The sequence below is a fragment of the Streptomyces physcomitrii genome (assembly GCF_012273655.1).
GTDB lineage: Bacteria > Actinomycetota > Actinomycetes > Streptomycetales > Streptomycetaceae > Streptomyces > Streptomyces physcomitrii.
In genome coordinates this window covers 160,601-179,945 of the sequence record NZ_JAAWWP010000006.1, presented here as the reverse complement: position 1 = coordinate 179,945, position 19,345 = coordinate 160,601, and the positions used below count along the sequence as shown (strand labels likewise).

Here is a 19,345-nt window from a genome sequence, read left to right as displayed (position 1 = left end):
AAACTTTCGTCCTCAAAATATGCATCCCGGCCGGGCGTAGGCCCAGGGCCAGGGACCGGGATACGGCCGAATGCTCTCAGACCCGAGCTTGTCAGATGACGGGAGGTCGGCCCAGTCGAGTCAGGCGCCACACCGTACGCCACTTCATCGGTTCACGGGAGCCGCAGGGCGTGCTCCAGCCTTCGCGAAAGCCCCCGAACCAGGCCTTCAGCGCGGGCCGCGAGGGGCGTCGTACCAGGGTGAGCAGCAGCCAGACGCCCAGATACACCGGTACGAGAGTGGCGGGAAGGTTTCGGCGGGCCAGCCACACCCGGTTCCGGGCGACCATCCGGTGGTAGACCGCGTGCCGGGACGGCGCGGTCGTCGGGTGGTGCAGGACCATGTCCGCGCGGTAGTCGATCATCCAGCCCGCGTCCAGCGCCCGCCAGGCGAGGTCGGTCTCCTCGTGGGCGTAGAAGAACTCCTCGGGCAGCGCCCCCACCTGGGCGAAGACCTCGGTGCGTACGGCGTTGGCGCCGCCGAGGAAGGTGGTCACCCGCGAGGAGCGCATCGGGTCGGCCGCGCGCAGCCGCGGCACATGGCGGCGCTGGGTCTCGCCGGTGTCCGGGTCGGCGATACGGAAGCTGACGATGCCCAGCTCCGGGTCGGCGGCGAAGGCCTCGCGGCAGAGTTCCGCGGTGTCCTTGCGGGCGAGCAGCCCGTCGTCGTCGAGGAAGAGCAGGATGTCGACCTCGCGGCCGCCCGGTCCGAAGGCCTCGATGCCGACGTTGCGGCCGCCGGGGATGCCGAGGTTCTCCGGCAGTTCGACGGTCCTGACCCCGGCCGGGACCTCGGGCACCGGGGAGCCGTTGCCGACGACCACGACCTGGACGGGCTCGCCGTCCTGCCCGGCGACCGAGTCGAGCAGGGCGCGCAGCTCCTCGGGGCGGTTGCCCATCGTGATGATCACCGCGCCCACCCGGAGGGCGCCGGTCCCGGGCCCGGTCACTTGAGCCTGCTGGAGGCGAGGACGGACACGAGGTGCAGCAGGGTCTGCAGCAGCGCGATGCCCGCGAGGACGGCGACAGCGAGGCGGGAGAAGAAGAGGTCGTCCCGGACCGCGTCGAGGACCGCGGCGGCCAGGATCAGGAAGGACGCCTCCACGCAGAGCACCAGGCGGTGGAACTTCAGGGCCGCCGCCGCCTTGCGGGCCAGCGCCATTCCGGAGGAGCGCGGCTCGGAGGCCGCCTCCTGGACCGGCGGCAGCCCGCCCTGGTGGCGGGCCACCCCGACGAGGTCCGTCTCGGCCTTGATCAGGATGGCGCCGAGCGCGGCCAGGGTGCCGAGGAAGGCCCAGAGCCAGTCGATCCGACCCTCGCCGAACAGGTCCGCGGCGCGCAGCCCGAAGCCGACCAGGACCGCGGCGTCGCAGAGGTAGGCGCCGACCCGGTCCAGGTAGACCCCGCCGAGCGAGAACTGCTTCTTCCAGCGGGCGATCTCGCCGTCCACGCAGTCCAGGAGCAGGTAGAGCTGCACCATGAGCACGCCGAGCAGGGCCCCGGGGATGCCGGGGACCAGCAGGGCGGGTGCGGCGAGGACGCCCGCGAGGGTCATCAGGTAGGTCAGCTGGTTGGGGGTGACCCGGGTGTTCACCAGGTGCCGGTCCACACGCAGCGAGAGCTCGCGCATGTAGAGGCGTCCCGCCCAGTGCTCGCCGCTGCGCCGGTCCTTCACCCCCGGGGGGTGGACGACGGGGCGGAGCTCAGCTACCGATGGCCTTGGCATAGTCGGCGTATGCGTCCTTGATCTGGTGGGTGGACATGGCAAGGTGCTCGAGGATCGTGTAGCGGCCCGGCCTGGTCTGCGGAGCGAACTCCACGACCTGCACGAACTCCTCCACGGTGAACCCGATCTCCCGCGGCAGTACGGGCAGCCCGTGGCGCCGGAGGACCTCGGCCATGTGGGCCGACTCCTCGTGCGCGCCGCGCAGGTGCATCGCGAAGGCCGCGCCGAGACCGACCTGCTCGCCGTGCGAGGCGGCGCGCTTGGGGAAGAGCAGGTCGAAGGCGTGGTTGATCTCGTGGCAGGCGCCGGAGGCCGGGCGGGAGTCGCCGGCCACCGACATGGAGATGCCGGTGAGGACCAGGCCCTCCGCGAGCACGGTGAGGAAGCTGTCGTCGCCGACGCCGCCGGGGTGGCGCAGCACGGCCTCGCCGGCCTGGCGGGCCATGGCCGCGGCCAGTCCGTCGATCGCCTCGCCGGTCTCCCGGTTGGACAGCTCCCAGTCGGCGATGCAGGAGATGTTCGAGACGGCGTCGCCGATGCCCGAGCGTACGAAGCGCACCGGCGCCTCGCGGATCACGTCCAGGTCGATGACGACCGCGATCGGGTTGGGCACCCCGTAGGAGCCGCGGCCCGCGTCGTTGTCCAGGGTGGCCACCGGGGAGCACAGCCCGTCGTGCGAGAGGTTGGTGGCCACGGCCACCAGCGGCAGGCCGACCCGGGCCGCCGCGAACTTCGCACAGTCGATGATCTTGCCGCCGCCGAGCCCGACCACCGCGTCGTACCGGCCGCCCCGCTTCATCGCGTCGGCGAGGCTGACCGCGTCGTCCAGGGTGCCGCCGCCGACCTCGTACCAGTCGGCACCCGGCAGGGCCGGGGCGAGCCGGTCGCGCAGGGCGGCGCCGGAGCCGCCGCTGATGGCGAAGGCGAGCTTGCCCGAGGCCGAGATGCGCTGGTCCGCGAGGACGACCGCGAGGTCGTTCAGCGCACCCGGCCTGATGTCGACGACGAGCGGCGAGGGGATCAGCCGGGTCAGTACTGGCATGCGATCTCACGGCCCTTGGCGAGGTCCTCGTGGTTGTCGATCTCGACCCACTTGACCTCGCCGATCGGCGCCACGTCGATCTTGAAGCCGCGGTTCACCAGCTCCTGGTAGCCGTCCTCGTAGTAGAGGTCGGGGTCCCGCTCGAAGGTGGTCTTCAGGGCGTCGGCCAGTTCCTCGGCCGCCTCGCCCTCGATCAGGGTGACGCCGATGTACTCGCCGGTGGCCTCGGCGGGGTCCATCAGCTTGGTGATGCGCTGGACGCCCTTCTCGGGGTCCACGACGACCTTCATCTCCTCGTCGGCCAGGTTCTTGACCGTGTCGAGCGCCAGGATGATGCGCTTGCCGTCACCGCGGGCGGCGAGCAGCGTCTTCTCGACGGAGACGGGGTGCACGGTGTCGCCGTTGGCGAGGATCACGCTGTGCTTGATCGAGTCGCGACCGCACCACAGGGAGTAGGCGTTGTTCCACTCCTCGGCCTTGTCGTTGTCGATGAGGGTGAGCTTCAGGCCGTACTTGGCCTCCAGGGCGGCCTTGCGCTCGTAGACGGCTTCCTTGCGGTAGCCGACGATGATCGCGACCTCGGTCAGACCGATCTCGGCGAAGTTGCCGAGCGTGAGGTCGAGGACCGTGAGGCTCTCCTCGTTGCCCTCGGGGCCCACCGGCACCAGAGCCTTCGGCAGGGTGTCGGTGTACGGGCGCAGACGCCGGCCGGCGCCGGCCGCAAGCACGAGGCCGATCATGCGGGTTCTCCTTCATCGTGTACGGCGGGTGCCTGCGAGGACACCCAGAAGCGGATGCTCTCGGCGAGCACCACGGCAGCCACGGCCACGGCGAGCACCGTGAGCGCGACAGTGAAACCTGAGGGGGCGAGCAGCGCGGCCAGCACGGTGACCAGCAGGATCCTGCCCTCGTGCCCGCCGACCGTGCGCACCAGCCACTGCGGGGGCGCACCGGTACCGCCACGGATGCGGTAGACGGTGTCGTAGTGATGGTAGGCGACGGCGGACACCAGTCCGAAAGCCGCCGGCAAGGCACCGTTCACCTCCGCCCGCGCGGCGAGGATCAGGACGGCGCTGTACTCGGCGGCCCGGAAGACCGGCGGGACCAGCCAGTCCAGGCTGCCGCCGAGCGGGCGGGCGACGGCGAGGCCCGAGGTCAGGCAGTAGACGCAGGCGGCGACGATCGGCCAGGTGGTGCCGAAGCCGGTGAAGGCGCTCACCGTGACGAGCAGCACGCCGCCCGCGAGCGCGAGCAGTACGGGGGCGAGGGCGGGCAGCCGCCGGACGGCCTCGCGGCCCGCGGCGGCGAAGGAGTCGGCGAGCAGTCCGGTGTCGCACAGTTCGGCGAGCGCCCGCTTGGCGCGTTCGCTGCGCTCGGCGCGGCGGGTGACCGAGCGCAGCACCCGTCCCGCGGTGGTGTAGAGCGCGGCGAGCGCGCAGCCCACGAGCAGCACCAGGAAGGTGATCCGGGGGGTGGTCAGGGCGGTGAGGACCGCGATGAGCGCCCAGCGTTCGCCGATCGGCAGCACGATCATGCGCCGCAGCCAGACGGTCCAGCCGAGTCCGTCGAGCCGGTCGGAGAGCGCGGCGGTGGGGCTGGTGTTGGCCGTGGCGTCGTGGTTGGCCTCGTTGAAGGCGAAGTCGACGACATGGCGGCAGCTCTGGAGCACCATCGCGCCGAGCGCCAGCGCCCACACATCGTCACCACCGCCGTCGGCGGCCGCGGCCCCGAGCGCGAGACCGGCGTAGAAGGCGTACTCCTTGGCGCGGTCGAAGGTGGCGTCGAGCCAGGCGCCGAGGGTGGAGTACTGGAGCGAGTAGCGGGCGAGCTGGCCGTCCGCGCAGTCCAGGACGAAGGAGAGCAGGAGCAGCACCCCGGCGGCGACGAAGCCCGGGCGGGTGCCGGGGGCCGCGCAGCCCGCCGCGAGCAGGGCGGTGAGCAGCGAGGCGGTGGTCACCTGGTTCGGGGTGAGCCCGCGCCGCGCGCACCAGCGCGCCACATAGCGCGAGTAGGGGCTGATGCAGTACGTGGTGAAGAAGCCGTCGCGCGCCTTGACGGCGCTGCGCAGCCGGATCTCCTCCTCGTCGACCGCCGCGACGGCCTGCCGGGCCTCGTTGCGGGCCTGCGGGTCGGCGGGCACCTCGGCGACCAGGCGGCCGAGTTCGGGGCGGTGGACCTCGGTGCCCCGGGCGAGCAGTCCCTCGGCGAGCCGGTCGGCGAGCGAGCCGACCGCGAGGAGCGCGCCGGAGCCGCGGCCCTCGCCGCCGGCGTCCTCGGCGAGCGCCGCGTCGAGGGCGGGGCGGGCCTCGGGCTTGACGGTCACGGCGCCGCGGACCGCCGAGGCGGCGAAGCGCGGGTCGGTGAGGGCGAGCCGGAGGGCGTGGGCATGGCCGACGAAACCGCTGTCGACCACCGCGATGCGCTGTCCGGCGGGGACTTGGGAGGCCTCATGGGCCGTCCCGGCCGCGTCCGCGGCGTGCCGCACCTCGAATCCCAGTGCCTTCAGATCGCCCTCCAGCGGGGATCCGGGCACCGCGGAACCGGTGACGATGGCGGTCGACAGACGAACTCACTCCTCGAATACGACGCTCTGCCGCGCCGGATCATTGCTGCTGGAACGCCTCCGCCGGGTCGGCCGGGCGGCGATTCGGCAGAGGGTATCGGATGCGGAAGAGCGTACGTTCATCACACGTTCATGATCCGATAAACACGGCCTGGTTTTCCGGCCGTCACGATCATCATCACGGATCGGCACCCTGGCCGACAAACTCGCCTCGCATACCGCGGCAATTGCGACACCACGGCGAGAGGGCCCCGCAAGGCCGCCGCCGACGGGGGCGAGCGCGGCGCCGATACAGCACCGTTCAAGCGCTCACGGCTCCGGCCGTACGCCCTCGGGCCGCCCAAATGGGGCCGCGCGCCGCGCCCTTGGCTCCACCATCGCAGCCGCCCGACGGCCCAGCCGGGAATCGCGTCTGCCGCGAGGTGCGGATCACCGCTGTCACCTACGCGCCCGAGCTTCGCCGATTTGCTTCCGCAGGGCGGGAATTGGAGCACCGGGCGGTCATAGCACCGTACGCCGGGGTGAGTCCGCCGCAGAGGCGGGGAGCGACGGGGGCGTGCAGGGTACAACCGTGCGCCCCCGGTGGGCGGATACGGCGCCGGTCCACCTCTCCGACATCGGGAGTGAGAGAGCGGATTCCGCTTCGCGAAGCCGCCGGGCGCTCTTGGGCAACAGCCACCCAGACCGTACGTACAGGAAGTGCGGCCCTCGCAGAAGACCCCCGACGCGACCGGCCGACTCCGCCTCGCACAACACCGCGGACAGCACAGGAAGCGACCGCCCTCACCCCCACCGGAAAGCGGAATCCACCCCTCCGCCCATTCCCCCGACCATCCTCATTTCCGCAGGTCAGAGCATATGACAACGGTGTTCAGTGCCGTGTTGCTCTCGGGTGCGGGGACGTAGTTCACTGTCCGCGTGCCGGGGGATCCGGCGGCCCGCGGGAGCGGGCGGGAGGCGGGAGCGGACGGAGGTGGCGGCATGGGTGCGGGGCACGACCACGGGCACGCGCACGGAACCTCCGGGGCGACGCTCAGCGCGGGCTACCGGGGACGGCTGCGGCTGGCCCTCGGCATCACCCTGACCGTGATGGTGGTCGAGATCGTCGGCGGTCTGGTGGCCGACTCCCTCGCCCTGATCGCGGACGCCGCGCACATGGCCACGGACGCGCTCGGGCTCGCCATGGCCCTGCTCGCGATCCACTTCGCCTCGCTGCCCCCGAGCGACCGGCGCACCTTCGGCTACGCGCGCGCCGAGATCCTCGCCGCGCTCGCCAACTGCCTTCTGCTGCTCGGCGTCGGCGGCTATGTGCTCTACGAGGCCATCGACCGCTTCCTCACCCCGGCCGCGACCGAGGGCGGCCCGGTCGTGGTCTTCGCCCTGGTCGGCCTGGTGGCGAACCTCATCTCGATGCTGATCCTGATCCGCGGCCAGCAGGAGAGCCTCAATGTCCGCGGGGCCTTCCTGGAGGTCGTGGCCGACGCGCTCGGCTCGGTGGCGGTACTGGTCTCCGCGGTTGTGATCATGACCACGGGCTGGCAGGCCGCGGACCCCCTCGCCTCGCTCCTGATCGCCCTGATGATCGTGCCGCGCACCGTCAAGCTGCTGCGCGAGACCCTCGACGTGCTCCTGGAGGCGGCACCCAAGGGGGTGGACATCGCGGAGGTGCGGGCGCACATACTGGCCCTCGACGGCGTCGAGGACGTGCACGATCTGCACGCCTGGACCATCACCTCGGGAATGCCCGTGCTCTCCGCGCACGTGGTGGTGGCCCCGGACTTCCTCAGCGGCATCGGCAACGAGAAGATGCTGCACGAGCTCCAGGGCTGCCTCGGCGACCACTTCGACGTCGAGCACTGCACCTTCCAGCTGGAACCCAGCGGTCACGCCGAACACGAGGCGCGGCTCTGCCACTGAGGCGGGCCCGGCGCGGTGAATGGACCCTGCCGTTCGGGGCATCCGTTCCGGAGATCCTCCCGGCTACCGGTCGCCAAACGACCGAAAAGCCCATCGGAGGGCAAAGAACCGGGACGGGAGGGAACTCGGACCCCTTCGACTACGTCTGTACGGATGCGGGGGTGGTGACGGCGCGATGCCGCCATGCACAACCGTTCGTTCTTGTCGACACCCGCGGCGCTTGCCCGGTGGACCCGGGGCCACGCCGGACACCGGGCCGGTGCAAGCCGAAGGAGGAACCGTGCTCGTCCCCGTCTGCCCGACCTGTGGACGCGTCAGGTGCATCTGCGGTTGACGCGCTCGACACCCGCCTGAACCTCCGGGTTCGGCCCGGCCGCCCCTGGGGGCGGCCCTCGTGCTTTCCGCCCGCTCTCCCGCCGGGGCACGGGCGGATCAAGCCCTCCGCACCCTCCGGTTCCCGCCGCCGCGCACCGCGTACGCGGGTCCCGGGGACGCGGCCCCTCTCACCCCGCCCCGCCCGGCAGGGGCGTACGCGCGTCCCGCGCACCCCTGTTCCCGCCGCGCGACCCCGGATGCCACCCGTCCGGGACGCTTCCCGGGCCGGGGTGCCGGGCACGATGCCGGAGCCGGTCAGCCGCCTGGCCGGTGCCCCGCCGCCCGTTCGCCGGACGCGTCCGGAAGAGGACATGCGGAAGCCGCCGAAGGCCCACCTCCCGCGACCCGGTACGGCAGACTTGGGGCGCAGAGACGAGCGAAGGATGGGCATGCCGATCACACCTGCCACCGCGACGCACAGCGCACCCGAGTCCGGCACGGACACGATCCTCCTCGAGCTGGTCGACGAGGAGGGACGCACCACGGGAACGGCCGAGAAACTCGCCGCGCACCAGGCCCCGGGGCAACTGCATCGCGCCTTCTCCGTCTTCCTCTTCGACGAGCAGGGCCGCCTCCTGCTCCAGCAGCGGGCCCTCGGCAAGTACCACTCCCCCGGCGTCTGGTCGAACACCTGCTGCGGGCACCCCTACCCCGGGGAGTCGCCGTTCGCCGCCGCGGCCCGCCGCACCTACGAGGAGCTGGGTGTCTCCCCCTCGCTGCTCGCCGAGGCGGGCACGGTCCGCTACAACCACCCGGACCCCGACTCCGGACTGGTCGAGCAGGAGTTCAACCACCTCTTCGTCGGCATGGTGCAGTCCACGCTGCGCCCGGACCCGGACGAGGTCGCGCAGACGGTCTTCGTCACGGCCGCCGAGCTGGCCGACCGGCACTCTCGGGACACCTTCTCCGCCTGGTTCATGACCGTCCTGGACGCCGCGCGGCCCGCGGTACGCGAGCTGACGGGCTCCGCCGCGGGCTGGTGAGCACGGCCCGCTCACGGTGCGCCGCCCCCTGGGATCCGGGGGGGGCGGCCCCGCTTTTCAGTACCGGCCGAGCGTGGTCAGCGGCAGCGCCGCCCAGATGACCTTGCCGCCGGCGGCCGTCTGCTCCACATCGCAGACGCCGCCCGCCTCCTTGGTGATCTCCCGGACGAGCAGCAGCCCGCGCCCGCCGGTCTGCCCGTGGTCGGCCACCAGCGCGGTGGGCCGGTAGGGGTGGTTGTCCTCGACGGAGACCCGCACCCACTCCGCGCCGACCGCGACCTCCACCGCGAGCAGCGGCGAGAGCAGGGCCGCGTGCCGTACCGCGTTGGTGGCGAGTTCCGAGACGATCAGGAGCAGCCCCTGCACCACCTCGTCGGCGACCGGCACCTCCTGCCTGCGCAGCAGATCGCGCACCGCGTGCCGGGCCATCGGGACCGAGGCCTCCTCGGCCTGCGCGGTGAAGCGCCACACGCCCTCGTACGGCAGCGGTTCGCGCGCCACGGCCCTCGCGGGCCCCGGGATCCGCTGCGCCCCGCCACCCGGCCGTGGCAGCGTCCCCCACCCGCGGTCCTCCATCGTCCGGTCGCCACCCCTGTACTCGATTGTCGCCACAGGGAGAGTCTTGGGAACAGATCGGTCGGTGCCCCCTAGATGACCACAACTCGCCGATTATCGCCGCCATATGACCGTTCCGGCCCGCCTGCGCCCCTGGGAGGACCGGGTACGCCCGGGTTGTTCCGGATTCCCTCGGGTGTCCGCTTGTGCGGATTTGCCGGGAGCGTACCGGCGGTAGCCCCCGGCCCCCCGCGCCGCCCGCTGTGAGGCACGGCACCCGGCAATCATGATCTCCCCGGCGGCGCCGCCGGATAGCATCCGCCGCATGGAGCCCCAGCTGCTGCACAGCGTCACCGACGCGGTCGCCACCGTCGTGATCCACCACCCCGCCAAGCGCAACGCCATGACGGCCGGGATGTGGGCGGCCCTCCCGCCGCTGCTCGACGAACTGGCCGCCGAGGAGTCGGTACGGGCCCTGGTCCTCACCGGCGAGGGCGCCACCTTCTGCGCGGGCGCCGACATCTCCACCCTGCGCGGCGCGGACGGCTCCCCCGCCGACGCCCAGGACCTGGCGGTACGGGCCGAGGAGGCGCTGGCGCACTTCCCCAAGCCGACGCTGGCGGCGATCCGCGGCTACTGCGTCGGCGGCGGAGCCCAGCTGGCCGGCGCCTGCGACCTCCGATTCTGCGAGGAGGGCACGCGGTTCGGGGTGACCCCGGCCAAGCTCGGCATCGTCTACCCGGCCTCCTCGACCGCGCGGCTGGTCTCCCTGGTCGGCCCGGCGGCGGCGAAGTACCTGCTCTTCTCCGGCGAACTCATCGACTCCGCCCGGGCCTTGCGCACCGGTCTCGCCGACGAGGTGCTGGCGGCGGGTGAACTCGACAAGAGGGTCGCCGAGTTCACCCAGATCCTGGTCTCGCGCTCCCTGCTCACCCAGTCCGCGGCCAAGGAGTTCGCGGCGGGCCGGCTCGACCGCGCCGACCACTGGTCGGCCCAGGCCCACCGGGCACCGGAGGCCGCGGAGGGCATCGGCGCCTTCCTGGAGCGGCGGACACCGCGCTTCACCTGGACCGCCCCGGCCTGAGGCACGGGCCGCCGCTCCCGCCCTGGACTGAGGCATGGGACGCTTCTCGCCCTGGCCTGAGGCACGGGGCGCCTTTCGCCCCGGCCCGAGGGCGCGGGCCGTCTCCCGCCCCACCCGCCCGCACGTCACCGCCCCGCCGCGACGCCGGGTGGTGCCGCACACCCCGCCCGCTCCCCGCGCACTTCCGTGCGCTCGCGTACGCACCCCCCGCGCCTGGGCATCTCCTCCCCGGTACCCATGGGCTCCGCCCCGCTGCACGGCGGAGTGCCCGGTGTTCTGCGAGGGGGAGGTGCGCGGTGCACGGACCGGCGTCCGCTGCCTGGCTGCTGGTGGCCGTCTGCCTCGCGGCCGGGGCGTACTGCCTGCTGCGGATGCGCAGCGGGGTCGCGGCCCAGCGCCGGGCCGCCGGTGCCGAGGCCGTGATGGGCGCGGGGATGGCCGCGATGGCCGTGCCCGCCTCGGTGCTCTCGCCCGGCCGCGGGGCCTGGTCCTGCGCCGCCCTCGTCTTCGCGGTGCTGGCCCTGCGGCACGCCTGGTCCGCGCGGCGGGAGCGGCACCACCTCCACCACCTCGTGGGCAGCGGCGCCATGGCGTACATGGCGGTGGCGATGGCCGCGCGGCCGCCGGGCGCGCACGCCGCCCACACCGCGGCCGGGCTCCCGTATCTGACGGGCGCCCTGCTCCTGTACTTCACCGGCTATGTGCTCTGGAGCGGCGCCCGGCTGCTGCCCGCCGCCGCGGCCGTACCGGTCCCCGGGACCGCCGCCTGGGGCGACCGCCCCGAACTCGCCCAGGTGTGCAGGCTGTCCATGGGCCTCGGCATGCTCGCGATGCTGCTCGCCATGTGAGGGCGGTGCGTGCGCGGAGTATGCGGCCGGTACGGGTGCGGGGTGTGCGGGGTGCACGGCGGATGCTGACGCACGGTGCGCCGCCGGTGCGGGTGCAGGTGCGGCCGAGCGGTGCGAACGGCCGCGGGCGCGGGGCGCCGGTGTGAGGTCCGCCACCCGGGCCGTGGTGTCGGTCACTTAGTCCTATGGGTTGTATCCACAGGCGCCGGGCCGCTCATAGGCTGATTCCATGATGGTCCCCGTGGCACTGCTGCTGCTCGGCATCCTGATCGCCGCCCTCGCCCCGCGACTGCTCGCCCGGGCGGACTGGACCGAGCGGGAACCCGTGGTCGCCCTCTGGGTGTGGCAGTGCGTGGTCGCCGCCGTCCTGCTGTGCTGCGCGCTGTCGATGACGCTCAGCGCCGCCGGGGCCTGGCAGGCGGTCCGCGGCAATCTCTTCGCCCCGGCCCCGGCCACCGTCGTGGAGGCCTACGCGCTCGGTACCGAGGGCCCCTGGGCCGCCGGCACCGCCGTCCTGCTCGCCTGCGGCGGGGCCTGGACGGCCGCCATGCTGAGCCGGGAGATCTTCCGGGCCCGCTCGGGCCGGGGCCGCCGCCGCGCCGAACTCCTCGTACGGGCACCGCTGTTGCCGGGTGAGGAGCCGGGCTCCGACCGGCTCGTGGTCCTGGAGGGCGAGCGGCCGGACGCCTGGTGGCTGCCGGGTGCCGCGCCGCAGCTGGTGATCACCACCGCCGCGCTGCGCCGGCTGACCAAGCGCCAGCTGGACGCGGTCCTGGCGCACGAGCAGGGGCACGCACAGGCCCGGCACGACTGGCTGCTGCACTGCTCGGGGGCGCTGGCCAGCGGCTTCCCGCAGGTGCCGGTCTTCGAGGCCTTCCGCAGCCAGATGCACCGGCTGGTGGAACTCGCCGCCGACGATGTCGCCTCCCGCCGCTTCGGCCGCCTCACCACCGCGCTCGCCCTGGTCGAACTCAACGAGGACCGCGGGGTGTTCGGCCCCTGCCCGGTGCCGCACGCCCAGGTGCCGCAGCGGATCCACCGCCTGCTCGCCCCGGAGTCCCGGCTGACACCGGCCCGCAGGCTGCGGCTCACGGCGGCCGCCGCCCTGGTGCCGGTGGTGCCGCTCCTGGTGACCTTCGTGCCCGCGCTGCGCACCCTGGGCTGACGGCGCGCCCCCGGCGCACTGGCCAGGGGCCCCGACTCTGAGCGACGATCGGCGGCATGTCTTCGGCGTCCCCCACCCCCACCCGGCCCCCGGCCCACACCCTCGTGCGCAGAGCGGGCGAGACCGCCCTGCTGGCCGCGGCGGTCCTCCTGATGGTTCTCGTCGCGGCCGAATGGCGGCCGCTGATGGACGCCGACGAGTCGGTGGTGCGGACCTGGCACGACTGGGCCCTGGAGTACGAGCAGCTCACCGCCGTCCAGCGGCTGCTCTCCGACTGGGTCTGGGACACCTGGACGCTGCGCGCGCTGTGCGCGGCCGTCGTCCTGTGGCTGCTGCGGTACCGCGGCTGGCGTCCGGCCCTGTGGCTGGGGCTGACCTGCCTCGGCGGCGCCCTGGTCCAGCAGGCGCTCAAGGCCGCCGTGGACCGGCCGCGCCCGGTGCTGCCGCGCCCGGTGGACCACGCCCACTACGCCGCCTTCCCCTCCGGCCACGCGATGACCGCCACGGTGGTCTGCGGCGCGCTGCTCTGGCTGCTGCACCACTACGGGGCGAGCGGCACGGTACGGCGCTGGGCGCTGACCGGGGCGGTGGTCTCGGTGCTCGGCGTCGGGGTGACCCGGGTGTGGCTCGGGGTGCACTGGCCCACCGACGTCCTGGGCGGCTGGCTCCTCGGCACCCTCGCCGTGCTGACCGCCGGGGCGCTGGGCTCCCGGCTGCTCGGCGAGCGGACGCGAGGGTGAACGGACGCGAGGGTGAACGGCGTACCGCCGCAGACGGTCGACGGCGTACCGCGGCAAGGGAGTCGGGACGGCACCGGGGTGTGAGCGGCCGACGGTGTTGACCGATCGCGCCCCCGGCGAAAAGGATCACCCCATGGCGATCAAAGGCGTGCTCTTCGACTTCTCCGGGACCCTCTTCCGTGTCGAGTCCACCGAGTCCTGGCTCAGGGCCGGTCTCGCCGCCCGCGGGATCCGGTTGGCCGAGGGTGAAGTGGCGCGGCTGGCAGGGCAGTTGGAGGAGGCGGGGGCACTGCCCGGCGGTGCCTCGCCGCGGCGGGTCCCGCCGGAGCTCGGCGAGTTGTGGCAGCGGCGGGACGAGAGCGCCGCCCTGCACCGCGCCGCGTACCTCGGCCTGTCCCGCCAAGTCCCGCTGCCGGAACCGGACTTGCACGAGGTCCTCTACGAGCGGCACATGGCGCCGGAGGCCTGGCGGCCGTACCCGGACGCGCTGGAGGTCCTGGAGCGGCTGCGCGCGGCGGGCGTGGCGCGGGGTGTGGTCAGCAATATCGGCTGGGATCTGCGGCCGGTGTTCCGCGCGCACGGGCTGGACGCGCACGTGGACACGTACACGCTCTCCTTCGAGCACGAGGCGCAGAAGCCCGACGCCCGGCTGTTCCGGGTGGCCTGCGCGGGACTCGGCCTCGCGCCCGCGGAGCTGCTGATGGTCGGCGACGACCGCCGGGCCGACGGCGGGGCCGCCGCGCTCGGCTGCGCGGTGCACTTCGTGGACCACCTGCCCGTCGCGGAGCGGCCGGGTGCCCTGCGCGCGGTGCTCGCCCACCTGGACTGAGCCGGCTGCCGGGTCGGTACCTCAACGCCCTTGCCATGAGAGCGAGTTCGACGGCACCGGACGGCTCAGGACTCGTAACCCTCCACCTGTGAGGAGGGCCGGACGCGGGCCTCGTCGGGGTTCTCGCCGTACTCGGACTTGGCCCGGCGCCGGCGCAACAGGTCCCAGCACTGGTCGAGTTCGCGCTCCACGTTCTGCAACTGGGCGCGCTGGGCGGTGCCGTCACCCTTGTCGGCCGACAGAGAGTCCCGTAGCTTGCGCTCGTCGTCCACCATGGCCGCGATACGGCCGAGGATCTGTTCCTGATCCACGTCTCCACACCTCCTCGGCCCCCGCGTCCCACTGTAAGGAGGCCGCGGAGAACCGGCGAGCAGAGAGCGGGCCCGCGCGGGACGGGAGACGTCCCGTGACAGGCAACACTCCCCCGCGGTGCTGCCTGTCACAGGCCGTCCCGCCGCCGCCCGACCCGGACGATCCCCCGTGTCGCCCGAGGCAGGCAGCGGCATTCGGAACCAGGGAACCCGGAGGTTCCCCGTTCCGCGCTCCTGAGTATATTGGCTGGGAGCCAGTCAACGCAGGAGTTACAGGATGTCCCCGCGCAGCGCATCGGTCAATGAAGAGTTGCGTCGGCGTTCCCGGGAGCGACTGCTCCAGGCGACGGTGGAGCTGGTCAGCGAGCGGGGTTACGACGCAACCACGTTGGGTGACATCGCAGATCGGGCAGGATCCGCCCGCGGACTGGTCTCGTACTACTTCCCCGGCAAGCGGCAGCTTCTGCAGTCCGCGGTGCACCGGCTCATGCACCGCACCCTGGAGGCCGCCCTCGAACAGGAGCCGAAGACCGAGGACGGGCGCGAGCGCCTGGCCCGCGCCATCGACGCGATCCTCGGCCTCGCGCACGACCACCCCGTGCTGATGCGCACGCACATGGCGGGCATCCTGCACCCGGAGGGCTTCGTGCAGTGCGCGGAGCAGCAGCGGCTCGCCGAACTGCTGCGGGACACCATGACCCGCTACGGGGTCGAGAACCCGGCGGTCGAGTACCCGCTGCTGCGGGCCCTGCTGATGGGCGCGGTCTTCGCGGTGCTGCTGCCCGGGGCGCCGATGCCGGCCGGCACCCTGCGGGCCGAGCTCTTCCAGCGCTACGGCCTCGACTGGAGCCAGGGCAATCCGCCGGTCGCCGAGTCGCCGAACCGTTCCGCCAGGAACCGCGCCTCGGACTTCACCCGCTTCTTCGACTCCAGCCCCGAGGCGGGCGAGAAGGACTGGGAGCAGCCGCCCGGCTGAACCACCCGCCGTACGGCCGCGGTTACCGGCTGTGCACCGGGCCTCCCCAGGGAGCGCGGGCGGTGCCATGCTGAAGGTGCCCTGGCCCTTCGCGCGAGGAGCTGCCCGTGCCGTACATCGCCGTCGTCGGTTCCGGGCCCAGCGGGGTCTACACCGCCGCCGCCCTCCTCGAACAGAATTGGCTGCCCGGGGTCCGGGTCGACGTACTGGACCGGCTGCCCTGCCCCTACGGTCTGGTCCGCTACGGCGTCGCCCCGGACCACGAGAAGATCAAGTCGCTCCAGAACAATCTGCGCCGGGTCCTGGAGGACGAGCGGGTGCGCTTCCTCGGCGGCGTCGAGGTCGGCCCGCAGGGAGCGAGTCCGGCCCGGCTGCGCGAGCTGTACCACGGCGTCGTCTACTGCATCGGCGCGGCGGCCGACCGCAGGCTCGGGATACCCGGCGAGGATCTGGTCGGCAGCTGGTCGGCGACCGAGTTCGTGTCCTGGTACAGCGCCCATCCCGGTTCGCTGACCGAGGACTTCGTCCGGGGCGTGGACACGGCGGTGGTCGTCGGCGTCGGCAACGTCGCGGTCGACGTGAGCCGGATCCTCTCGCGCGGCACGGCCGAACTGCGCGCCACCGACATGCCCGAGGCCGCGCTCTCCGCGCTCGGCGGCGGCCAGGTGCGCGAGGTGCAGATGGTCGGCCGCCGGGGACCCTCGGCCGCCCGCTTCACCACCAAGGAGCTGCGCGAGCTGGGCGCGCTGCCGGACACCGAGATCCTGGTCGGCCCCGCCGAGCTGGCCCTCGACCCGGACTTCCGGGACCCCTCCGGCCTCCCCGCGGCCCGGCGGCGCAATGTCGAGGTGCTGCGCGAGTGGTCCGCCCGGCCGCCCGGCGACAGCCCCCGGCGGATCCGGCTGCGCTTCTTCCTGCGGCCCGCGGAGGCGCTCGGCACCGAGGGCAGGGTGAGCGGGGTCCGCTTCGAGCGCACCGCGCCCGCGGACGGCGGCGGGGTCGTCGGCACCGGCCGCCACGAGGACGTACCCGCCCAGCTGCTGCTGCGCTCGGTGGGCTACCGGGGCCTCGCCCTGGAGGGGCTGCCCTTCGACCCGGCGACGGGCACCGTGCCGCACGAGGCGGGCCGGGTGCTGCGGGACGGGCGGGCCGCGCCGGGCGAGTATGTCGCCGGGTGGATCAAGCGGGGCCCGACCGGGGTGATCGGCACCAACAAGCCCTGCGCGAAGGAGACCGTACGCACCCTGGCGGCGGACGCGGACCTGCTGCTGGCGCGGGGTGAACTCCCCGACCCCCTGGGGCAGTTGCGCGCCGAGGGCCTCGACCCCGTGGACTGGGCGGGCTGGCAGGCCATCGAGCGCGCGGAGGCGGAACTCGGCGCCTCGCTCGGCCGCAGCCCGGTGAAGATCGGCGACTGGCCCACCCTCTGGTCGACGGCTCGCTCGGCGCCGTCCTGAGCAGTCCGTGTGAAAGCACCGGGCCCGCCGCCGGACCCGAGCGGGCCGCCGGCTACCGGTCCCGCGAGGCGGGGCTCAGCCGGAGCCGAGCCGCCGCTCCTGCCGCGCGGCGGAGTGCAGGACGCTGTCGAGCAGCCCGGGGAAGACGGCCTCCAGATCCGTACGGCGCAGCTCGCTCACCTTCGCCGTGCCCCGGTAGGTCTGCCGGATGACCCCGCTCTCCCGCAGCACCCGGAAGTGATGGGTGGTGGTCGACTTGGTGACCGGGAGGTCGAAGGAGGAGCAGGGCAACTTCTCCTCGCTGACCGCGAGTTCACGTACCACTCGCAGCCGTACCGGATCGGCGAGGGCGTGCAGCACCGCTTCCAGACGCAGCGCCTCCCGCTCCGGGTGCGGCAGCGTACGGGCGGTCGGGGCGGTGGTCACGAGGGCTCCTGAGGGTCTTCCGGCGGGGCGGCACCCGCCGCGCGGGCCGCGCCTCCGCCGCAGGGACGTCCGCCATGATACGAGGATCTTCGTAGTTTGACATTCACCGTACTACGAGGAATATCGTACGAGCAGTCGCCCGCCCCGCCGTGAGCGCGCCGCAAGGCCCTGCCCACGTGCCCGTACGTCATGGAGTCCGCCTGTGAGCAAGCTCTTCGCGCCCTGGACCCTGCGCTCGCTGACCATCCCGAACCGGGTCTGGATGGCCCCGATGTGCCAGTACAGCGCCGAGACCTCGGGTCCGCTGACGGGGGCGCCGCACGACTGGCACTTCACCCACTACGGGGCCCGGGCCGCGGGCGGCACCGGCCTGGTCCTGGTGGAGGCGACGGCCGTCAGCCCCGAGGGCCGCATCTCCCCCGCCGACCTCGGCCTGTGGAACGGCACCCAGCAGGAGGCCTTCGCGCGGATCGCCCGCTTCCTGCGCGCCCAGGGCACCGTCCCGGGCGTCCAGCTCGCCCACGCCGGGCGCAAGGCCTCCACCGACCGCCCGTGGCGGGGCGGCGCACCGCTCGGCCCCGAGGCCGGGGGCTGGCAGCCGCTCGGCCCGAGCCCGCTGCCCTTCGCCGCGGGGCACCCGGTCCCCACCGAGCTGACGGTCGATCAACTCCGCGAGATCACCGGCCAGTTCGCCGCCGCGGCACGGCGGGCGCGGGAGGCCGGATTCGACGTGGTGGAGATCCACGGCGCGCACGGCTACCTCCTCGGGGAGTTCCTCTCCCCGCACAGCAACCACCGGACGGACGCCTACGGCGGCTCCTTCGAGAACCGCAGCCGCCTCGCCCTGGAGGTGGTCGACGCGGTACGCGCCGAATGGCCCGCGGACAAGCCGCTGTTCTTCCGGATCAGCGCCACCGACTGGCTGACGGAGAACGGCTGGACGCCCGAGGACACCGTGCGCCTCGCCGCGGTGCTCGCCCGGCACGGCGTCGACCTGCTCGACGTCTCCAGCGGGGGCAACGCCTCCGGCGCCCGGATCCCCGTCGCCCCCGGCTACCAGGTCCCCTTCGCCGCCCGGGTACGGGCCGAGACCGGCCTTCCGGTCGCCGCGGTGGGCCTGATCACCGAGCCCGCGCAGGCCGAGGCGATCCTCGCCGACGGACAGGCGGACGCCGTGCTCCTGGGCCGCGCCCTGCTGCGCGAGCCCTACTGGGCACGGCGCGCGGCACACGAACTGGGCGGCGAGGTACGCGTACCGGACCAGTACCTCGCGGCCCGCTGAACCGGGGGCCGGGTTCCCGGACGTACGGGGGCACGGCTCGCGGACTCGCGGGCTGCGCTAGCTTCGGAGGGGTGGACGAGGTGCGCACACTGCCCGAAGCGCTCGCCCGGGGGCCGCTGGTCCTCGACGGCGGGCTGTCGAACCAGCTGGAGTCCGCCGGGCACGACCTCGGCGACGCGCTCTGGTCGGCGCGGCTGCTCGCCGACCGGCCCGAGGCGCTCACCGAGGCGCACCTCGCGTACTTGCGCGCGGGCGCCGATGTCGTCCTGACCGCGAGCTATCAGGCCTCCTTCGAGGGCTTCGGCCGCCGCGGGGCCGACCGCGCCGAGGCCGCGGCGCTGATGGCCTCCAGCGTCCGCCTCGCCCGGGAGGCCGCCCGGCTCGCCGGGCCCGGCAGACGGCGCTGGGTGGCGGCCTCGGCCGGGCCGTACGGGGCGGTGCTCGCCGACGGCGCCGAGTACCGGGGGCGGTACGGGCTGAGCGCGGGGGCCCTGGAACGTTTCCACCGGCCGCGGCTCGACGTGCTGGCCGCGGCGGGGCCCGACGCCCTCGCCCTGGAGACGGTGCCGGACACCGAGGAGGCGGAGGCGATGCTGCGGGCGGTGCGCGGGCTCGGGGTCCCGGCCTGGCTCTCGTACACCGTGGCCGGGGAGCGCACCCGCGCCGGGCAGCCGCTCGCCGAGGCCTTCGCGCTGGCCGCCGAGTCGCCGGAGGTCTTCGCGGTCGGCGTCAACTGCTGCACCCCCGAGGACGCCGGGCCGGCCGTCGCACTCGCCGCCCGGATCACCGGCAAACCCGTGGTCGTCTACCCCAACAGCGGCGAGGACTGGGACCCCTCGGCGGCCCGGTGGCACGGCCCGGCGCGGATGTCGGCCGCACTCGCCGAGGACTGGGTCCGCGACGGTGCCCGGCTGGTCGGCGGCTGCTGCCGGGTGGGGCCCGCCACCGTGGCCGAGCTGGCGGCGCGTCTGCACGAAGCGGGCGGCGGGACCCAACAGGCGGACCGGTGAGGGCGGTTGGGGCACCGG

19 protein-coding genes are annotated in these 19,345 nt (G+C 73.7%); 11 read left to right on the top strand and 8 right to left on the bottom strand.

Annotation, left to right across the window (positions count from 1 at the left end; all coding sequences use genetic code 11):
• Positions 1–91: 91 nt before the first annotated feature.
• Genes HFV08_RS12460 through HFV08_RS12440 form a run of 5 tightly spaced genes read right to left on the bottom strand, consistent with a single transcriptional unit; the run spans position 92 to position 5,369 of the window.
• The gene (locus tag HFV08_RS12460) at positions 92–937 is read right to left on the bottom strand and encodes a glycosyltransferase family 2 protein (protein WP_168539104.1); all 846 of its coding nucleotides are present in this window, start codon (positions 935–937) and stop codon (positions 92–94) included.
• 47 nt (positions 938–984) lie between these two features.
• Positions 985–1,764, bottom strand: coding sequence for a CDP-alcohol phosphatidyltransferase family protein (locus HFV08_RS12455; RefSeq protein WP_052483273.1), 780 nt, complete (start codon positions 1,762–1,764; stop codon positions 985–987).
• Positions 1,742–2,806 (bottom strand): iron-containing alcohol dehydrogenase family protein, encoded by a 1,065-nt coding sequence (locus tag HFV08_RS12450; RefSeq protein ID WP_040255364.1) that lies wholly within the window; start codon positions 2,804–2,806, stop codon positions 1,742–1,744. Before HFV08_RS12450 ends, HFV08_RS12455 begins: the two co-directional genes overlap by 23 nt.
• Positions 2,794–3,546 (bottom strand): phosphocholine cytidylyltransferase family protein, encoded by a 753-nt coding sequence (locus HFV08_RS12445; protein ID WP_040255363.1) that lies wholly within the window; start codon positions 3,544–3,546, stop codon positions 2,794–2,796. The genes HFV08_RS12450 and HFV08_RS12445 overlap by 13 nt, the downstream gene beginning before the upstream one ends.
• The gene (locus HFV08_RS12440; RefSeq protein ID WP_168539102.1) at positions 3,543–5,369 is read right to left on the bottom strand and encodes a DUF5941 domain-containing protein; all 1,827 of its coding nucleotides are present in this window, start codon (positions 5,367–5,369) and stop codon (positions 3,543–3,545) included. The genes HFV08_RS12445 and HFV08_RS12440 overlap by 4 nt, the downstream gene beginning before the upstream one ends.
• Positions 5,370–6,350: 981 nt before the next feature.
• On the opposite strand from HFV08_RS12440, the gene HFV08_RS12435 reads away from it, so the two are divergent.
• Both HFV08_RS12435 and idi read left to right on the top strand, forming a co-directional pair.
• Positions 6,351–7,286, top strand: a complete 936-nt coding sequence (locus tag HFV08_RS12435) for a cation diffusion facilitator family transporter (protein WP_168538838.1) — start codon at positions 6,351–6,353, stop codon at positions 7,284–7,286.
• A gap of 764 nt (positions 7,287–8,050) precedes the next feature.
• Positions 8,051–8,644 (top strand): isopentenyl-diphosphate Delta-isomerase, encoded by a 594-nt coding sequence (gene idi / locus HFV08_RS12430; protein WP_168538836.1) that lies wholly within the window; start codon positions 8,051–8,053, stop codon positions 8,642–8,644.
• Between the two features lie 57 nt (positions 8,645–8,701).
• On the opposite strand, the gene HFV08_RS12425 is transcribed toward idi, so the two are convergent.
• Positions 8,702–9,220, bottom strand: a complete 519-nt coding sequence (locus HFV08_RS12425; protein WP_168539100.1) for an ATP-binding protein — start codon at positions 9,218–9,220, stop codon at positions 8,702–8,704.
• Positions 9,221–9,524: 304 nt separating this feature from the next.
• On the opposite strand from HFV08_RS12425, the gene HFV08_RS12420 reads away from it, so the two are divergent.
• From HFV08_RS12420 to HFV08_RS12400, 5 genes are all read left to right on the top strand, one after another.
• Entirely contained in the window at positions 9,525–10,283 is a 759-nt protein-coding gene (locus tag HFV08_RS12420) for an enoyl-CoA hydratase/isomerase family protein (protein WP_168538834.1), read from the top strand.
• A gap of 296 nt (positions 10,284–10,579) precedes the next feature.
• Positions 10,580–11,131, top strand: coding sequence for a DUF5134 domain-containing protein (locus HFV08_RS12415; protein WP_168538832.1), 552 nt, complete (start codon positions 10,580–10,582; stop codon positions 11,129–11,131).
• Between the two features lie 229 nt (positions 11,132–11,360).
• Entirely contained in the window at positions 11,361–12,296 is a 936-nt protein-coding gene (locus HFV08_RS12410; RefSeq protein ID WP_168538830.1) for a M56 family metallopeptidase, read from the top strand.
• Positions 12,297–12,352: 56 nt separating this feature from the next.
• Positions 12,353–13,036 (top strand): phosphatase PAP2 family protein, encoded by a 684-nt coding sequence (locus HFV08_RS12405; RefSeq protein WP_168538828.1) that lies wholly within the window; start codon positions 12,353–12,355, stop codon positions 13,034–13,036.
• A 133-nt stretch (positions 13,037–13,169) separates the two neighbouring features.
• Positions 13,170–13,865, top strand: a complete 696-nt coding sequence (locus HFV08_RS12400; protein WP_210430198.1) for an HAD family hydrolase — start codon at positions 13,170–13,172, stop codon at positions 13,863–13,865.
• Positions 13,866–13,930: 65 nt separating this feature from the next.
• Here the strand turns inward: HFV08_RS12400 and HFV08_RS31565 are convergent, their stop codons facing one another.
• Positions 13,931–14,176, bottom strand: a complete 246-nt coding sequence (locus tag HFV08_RS31565) for a DUF2630 family protein (protein ID WP_168538826.1) — start codon at positions 14,174–14,176, stop codon at positions 13,931–13,933.
• Positions 14,177–14,453: 277 nt separating this feature from the next.
• Between HFV08_RS31565 and HFV08_RS12390 the strand changes: the two genes are divergently transcribed.
• Positions 14,454–15,152: a TetR/AcrR family transcriptional regulator gene (locus tag HFV08_RS12390; protein WP_168538824.1), complete on the top strand. Its 699-nt coding sequence runs from the start codon at positions 14,454–14,456 to the stop codon at positions 15,150–15,152.
• A 107-nt stretch (positions 15,153–15,259) separates the two neighbouring features.
• Positions 15,260–16,609, top strand: a complete 1,350-nt coding sequence (locus tag HFV08_RS12385; protein WP_168538822.1) for a ferredoxin--NADP reductase domain-containing protein — start codon at positions 15,260–15,262, stop codon at positions 16,607–16,609.
• Between the two features lie 75 nt (positions 16,610–16,684).
• On the opposite strand, the gene HFV08_RS12380 is transcribed toward HFV08_RS12385, so the two are convergent.
• A complete protein-coding gene (locus HFV08_RS12380; RefSeq protein ID WP_168538820.1) occupies positions 16,685–17,035 on the bottom strand; it encodes an ArsR/SmtB family transcription factor in 351 nt (116 codons plus the stop codon).
• 202 nt (positions 17,036–17,237) lie between these two features.
• Here HFV08_RS12380 and HFV08_RS12375 point away from each other — a divergent pair, with 202 nt between their 5' ends.
• Together HFV08_RS12375 and mmuM are read left to right on the top strand one after the other, a co-directional pair.
• On the top strand, positions 17,238–18,317 hold the full coding sequence (locus tag HFV08_RS12375; protein WP_168538818.1) for an NADH:flavin oxidoreductase/NADH oxidase: 1,080 nt from the start codon (positions 17,238–17,240) through the stop codon (positions 18,315–18,317).
• A gap of 71 nt (positions 18,318–18,388) precedes the next feature.
• Positions 18,389–19,327, top strand: a complete 939-nt coding sequence (gene mmuM / locus HFV08_RS12370; RefSeq protein WP_312885553.1) for a homocysteine S-methyltransferase — start codon at positions 18,389–18,391, stop codon at positions 19,325–19,327.
• The last annotated feature ends 18 nt before the right edge of the window (positions 19,328–19,345 follow it).

Bases quoted from the DNA above. Each gene is read 5' to 3' on its own strand.
- HFV08_RS12460 (WP_168539104.1), bottom strand. From the start codon at position 937: ATGGGCAACCGCCCCGAGGAGCTGCGCGCCCTGCTCGACTCGGTCGCC.
- HFV08_RS12455 (WP_052483273.1), bottom strand. From the start codon at position 1,764: ATGCCAAGGCCATCGGTAGCTGAGCTCCGCCCCGTCGTCCACCCCCCG.
- HFV08_RS12450 (WP_040255364.1), bottom strand. From the start codon at position 2,806: ATGCCAGTACTGACCCGGCTGATCCCCTCGCCGCTCGTCGTCGACATC.
- HFV08_RS12445 (WP_040255363.1), bottom strand. From the start codon at position 3,546: ATGATCGGCCTCGTGCTTGCGGCCGGCGCCGGCCGGCGTCTGCGCCCG.
- HFV08_RS12435 (WP_168538838.1), top strand. From the start codon at position 6,351: ATGGGTGCGGGGCACGACCACGGGCACGCGCACGGAACCTCCGGGGCG.
- idi (WP_168538836.1), top strand. From the start codon at position 8,051: ATGCCGATCACACCTGCCACCGCGACGCACAGCGCACCCGAGTCCGGC.
- HFV08_RS12425 (WP_168539100.1), bottom strand. From the start codon at position 9,220: ATGGAGGACCGCGGGTGGGGGACGCTGCCACGGCCGGGTGGCGGGGCG.
- HFV08_RS12420 (WP_168538834.1), top strand. From the start codon at position 9,525: ATGGAGCCCCAGCTGCTGCACAGCGTCACCGACGCGGTCGCCACCGTC.
- HFV08_RS12410 (WP_168538830.1), top strand. From the start codon at position 11,361: ATGATGGTCCCCGTGGCACTGCTGCTGCTCGGCATCCTGATCGCCGCC.
- HFV08_RS12405 (WP_168538828.1), top strand. From the start codon at position 12,353: ATGTCTTCGGCGTCCCCCACCCCCACCCGGCCCCCGGCCCACACCCTC.
- HFV08_RS12400 (WP_210430198.1), top strand. From the start codon at position 13,170: ATGGCGATCAAAGGCGTGCTCTTCGACTTCTCCGGGACCCTCTTCCGT.
- HFV08_RS12390 (WP_168538824.1), top strand. From the start codon at position 14,454: ATGTCCCCGCGCAGCGCATCGGTCAATGAAGAGTTGCGTCGGCGTTCC.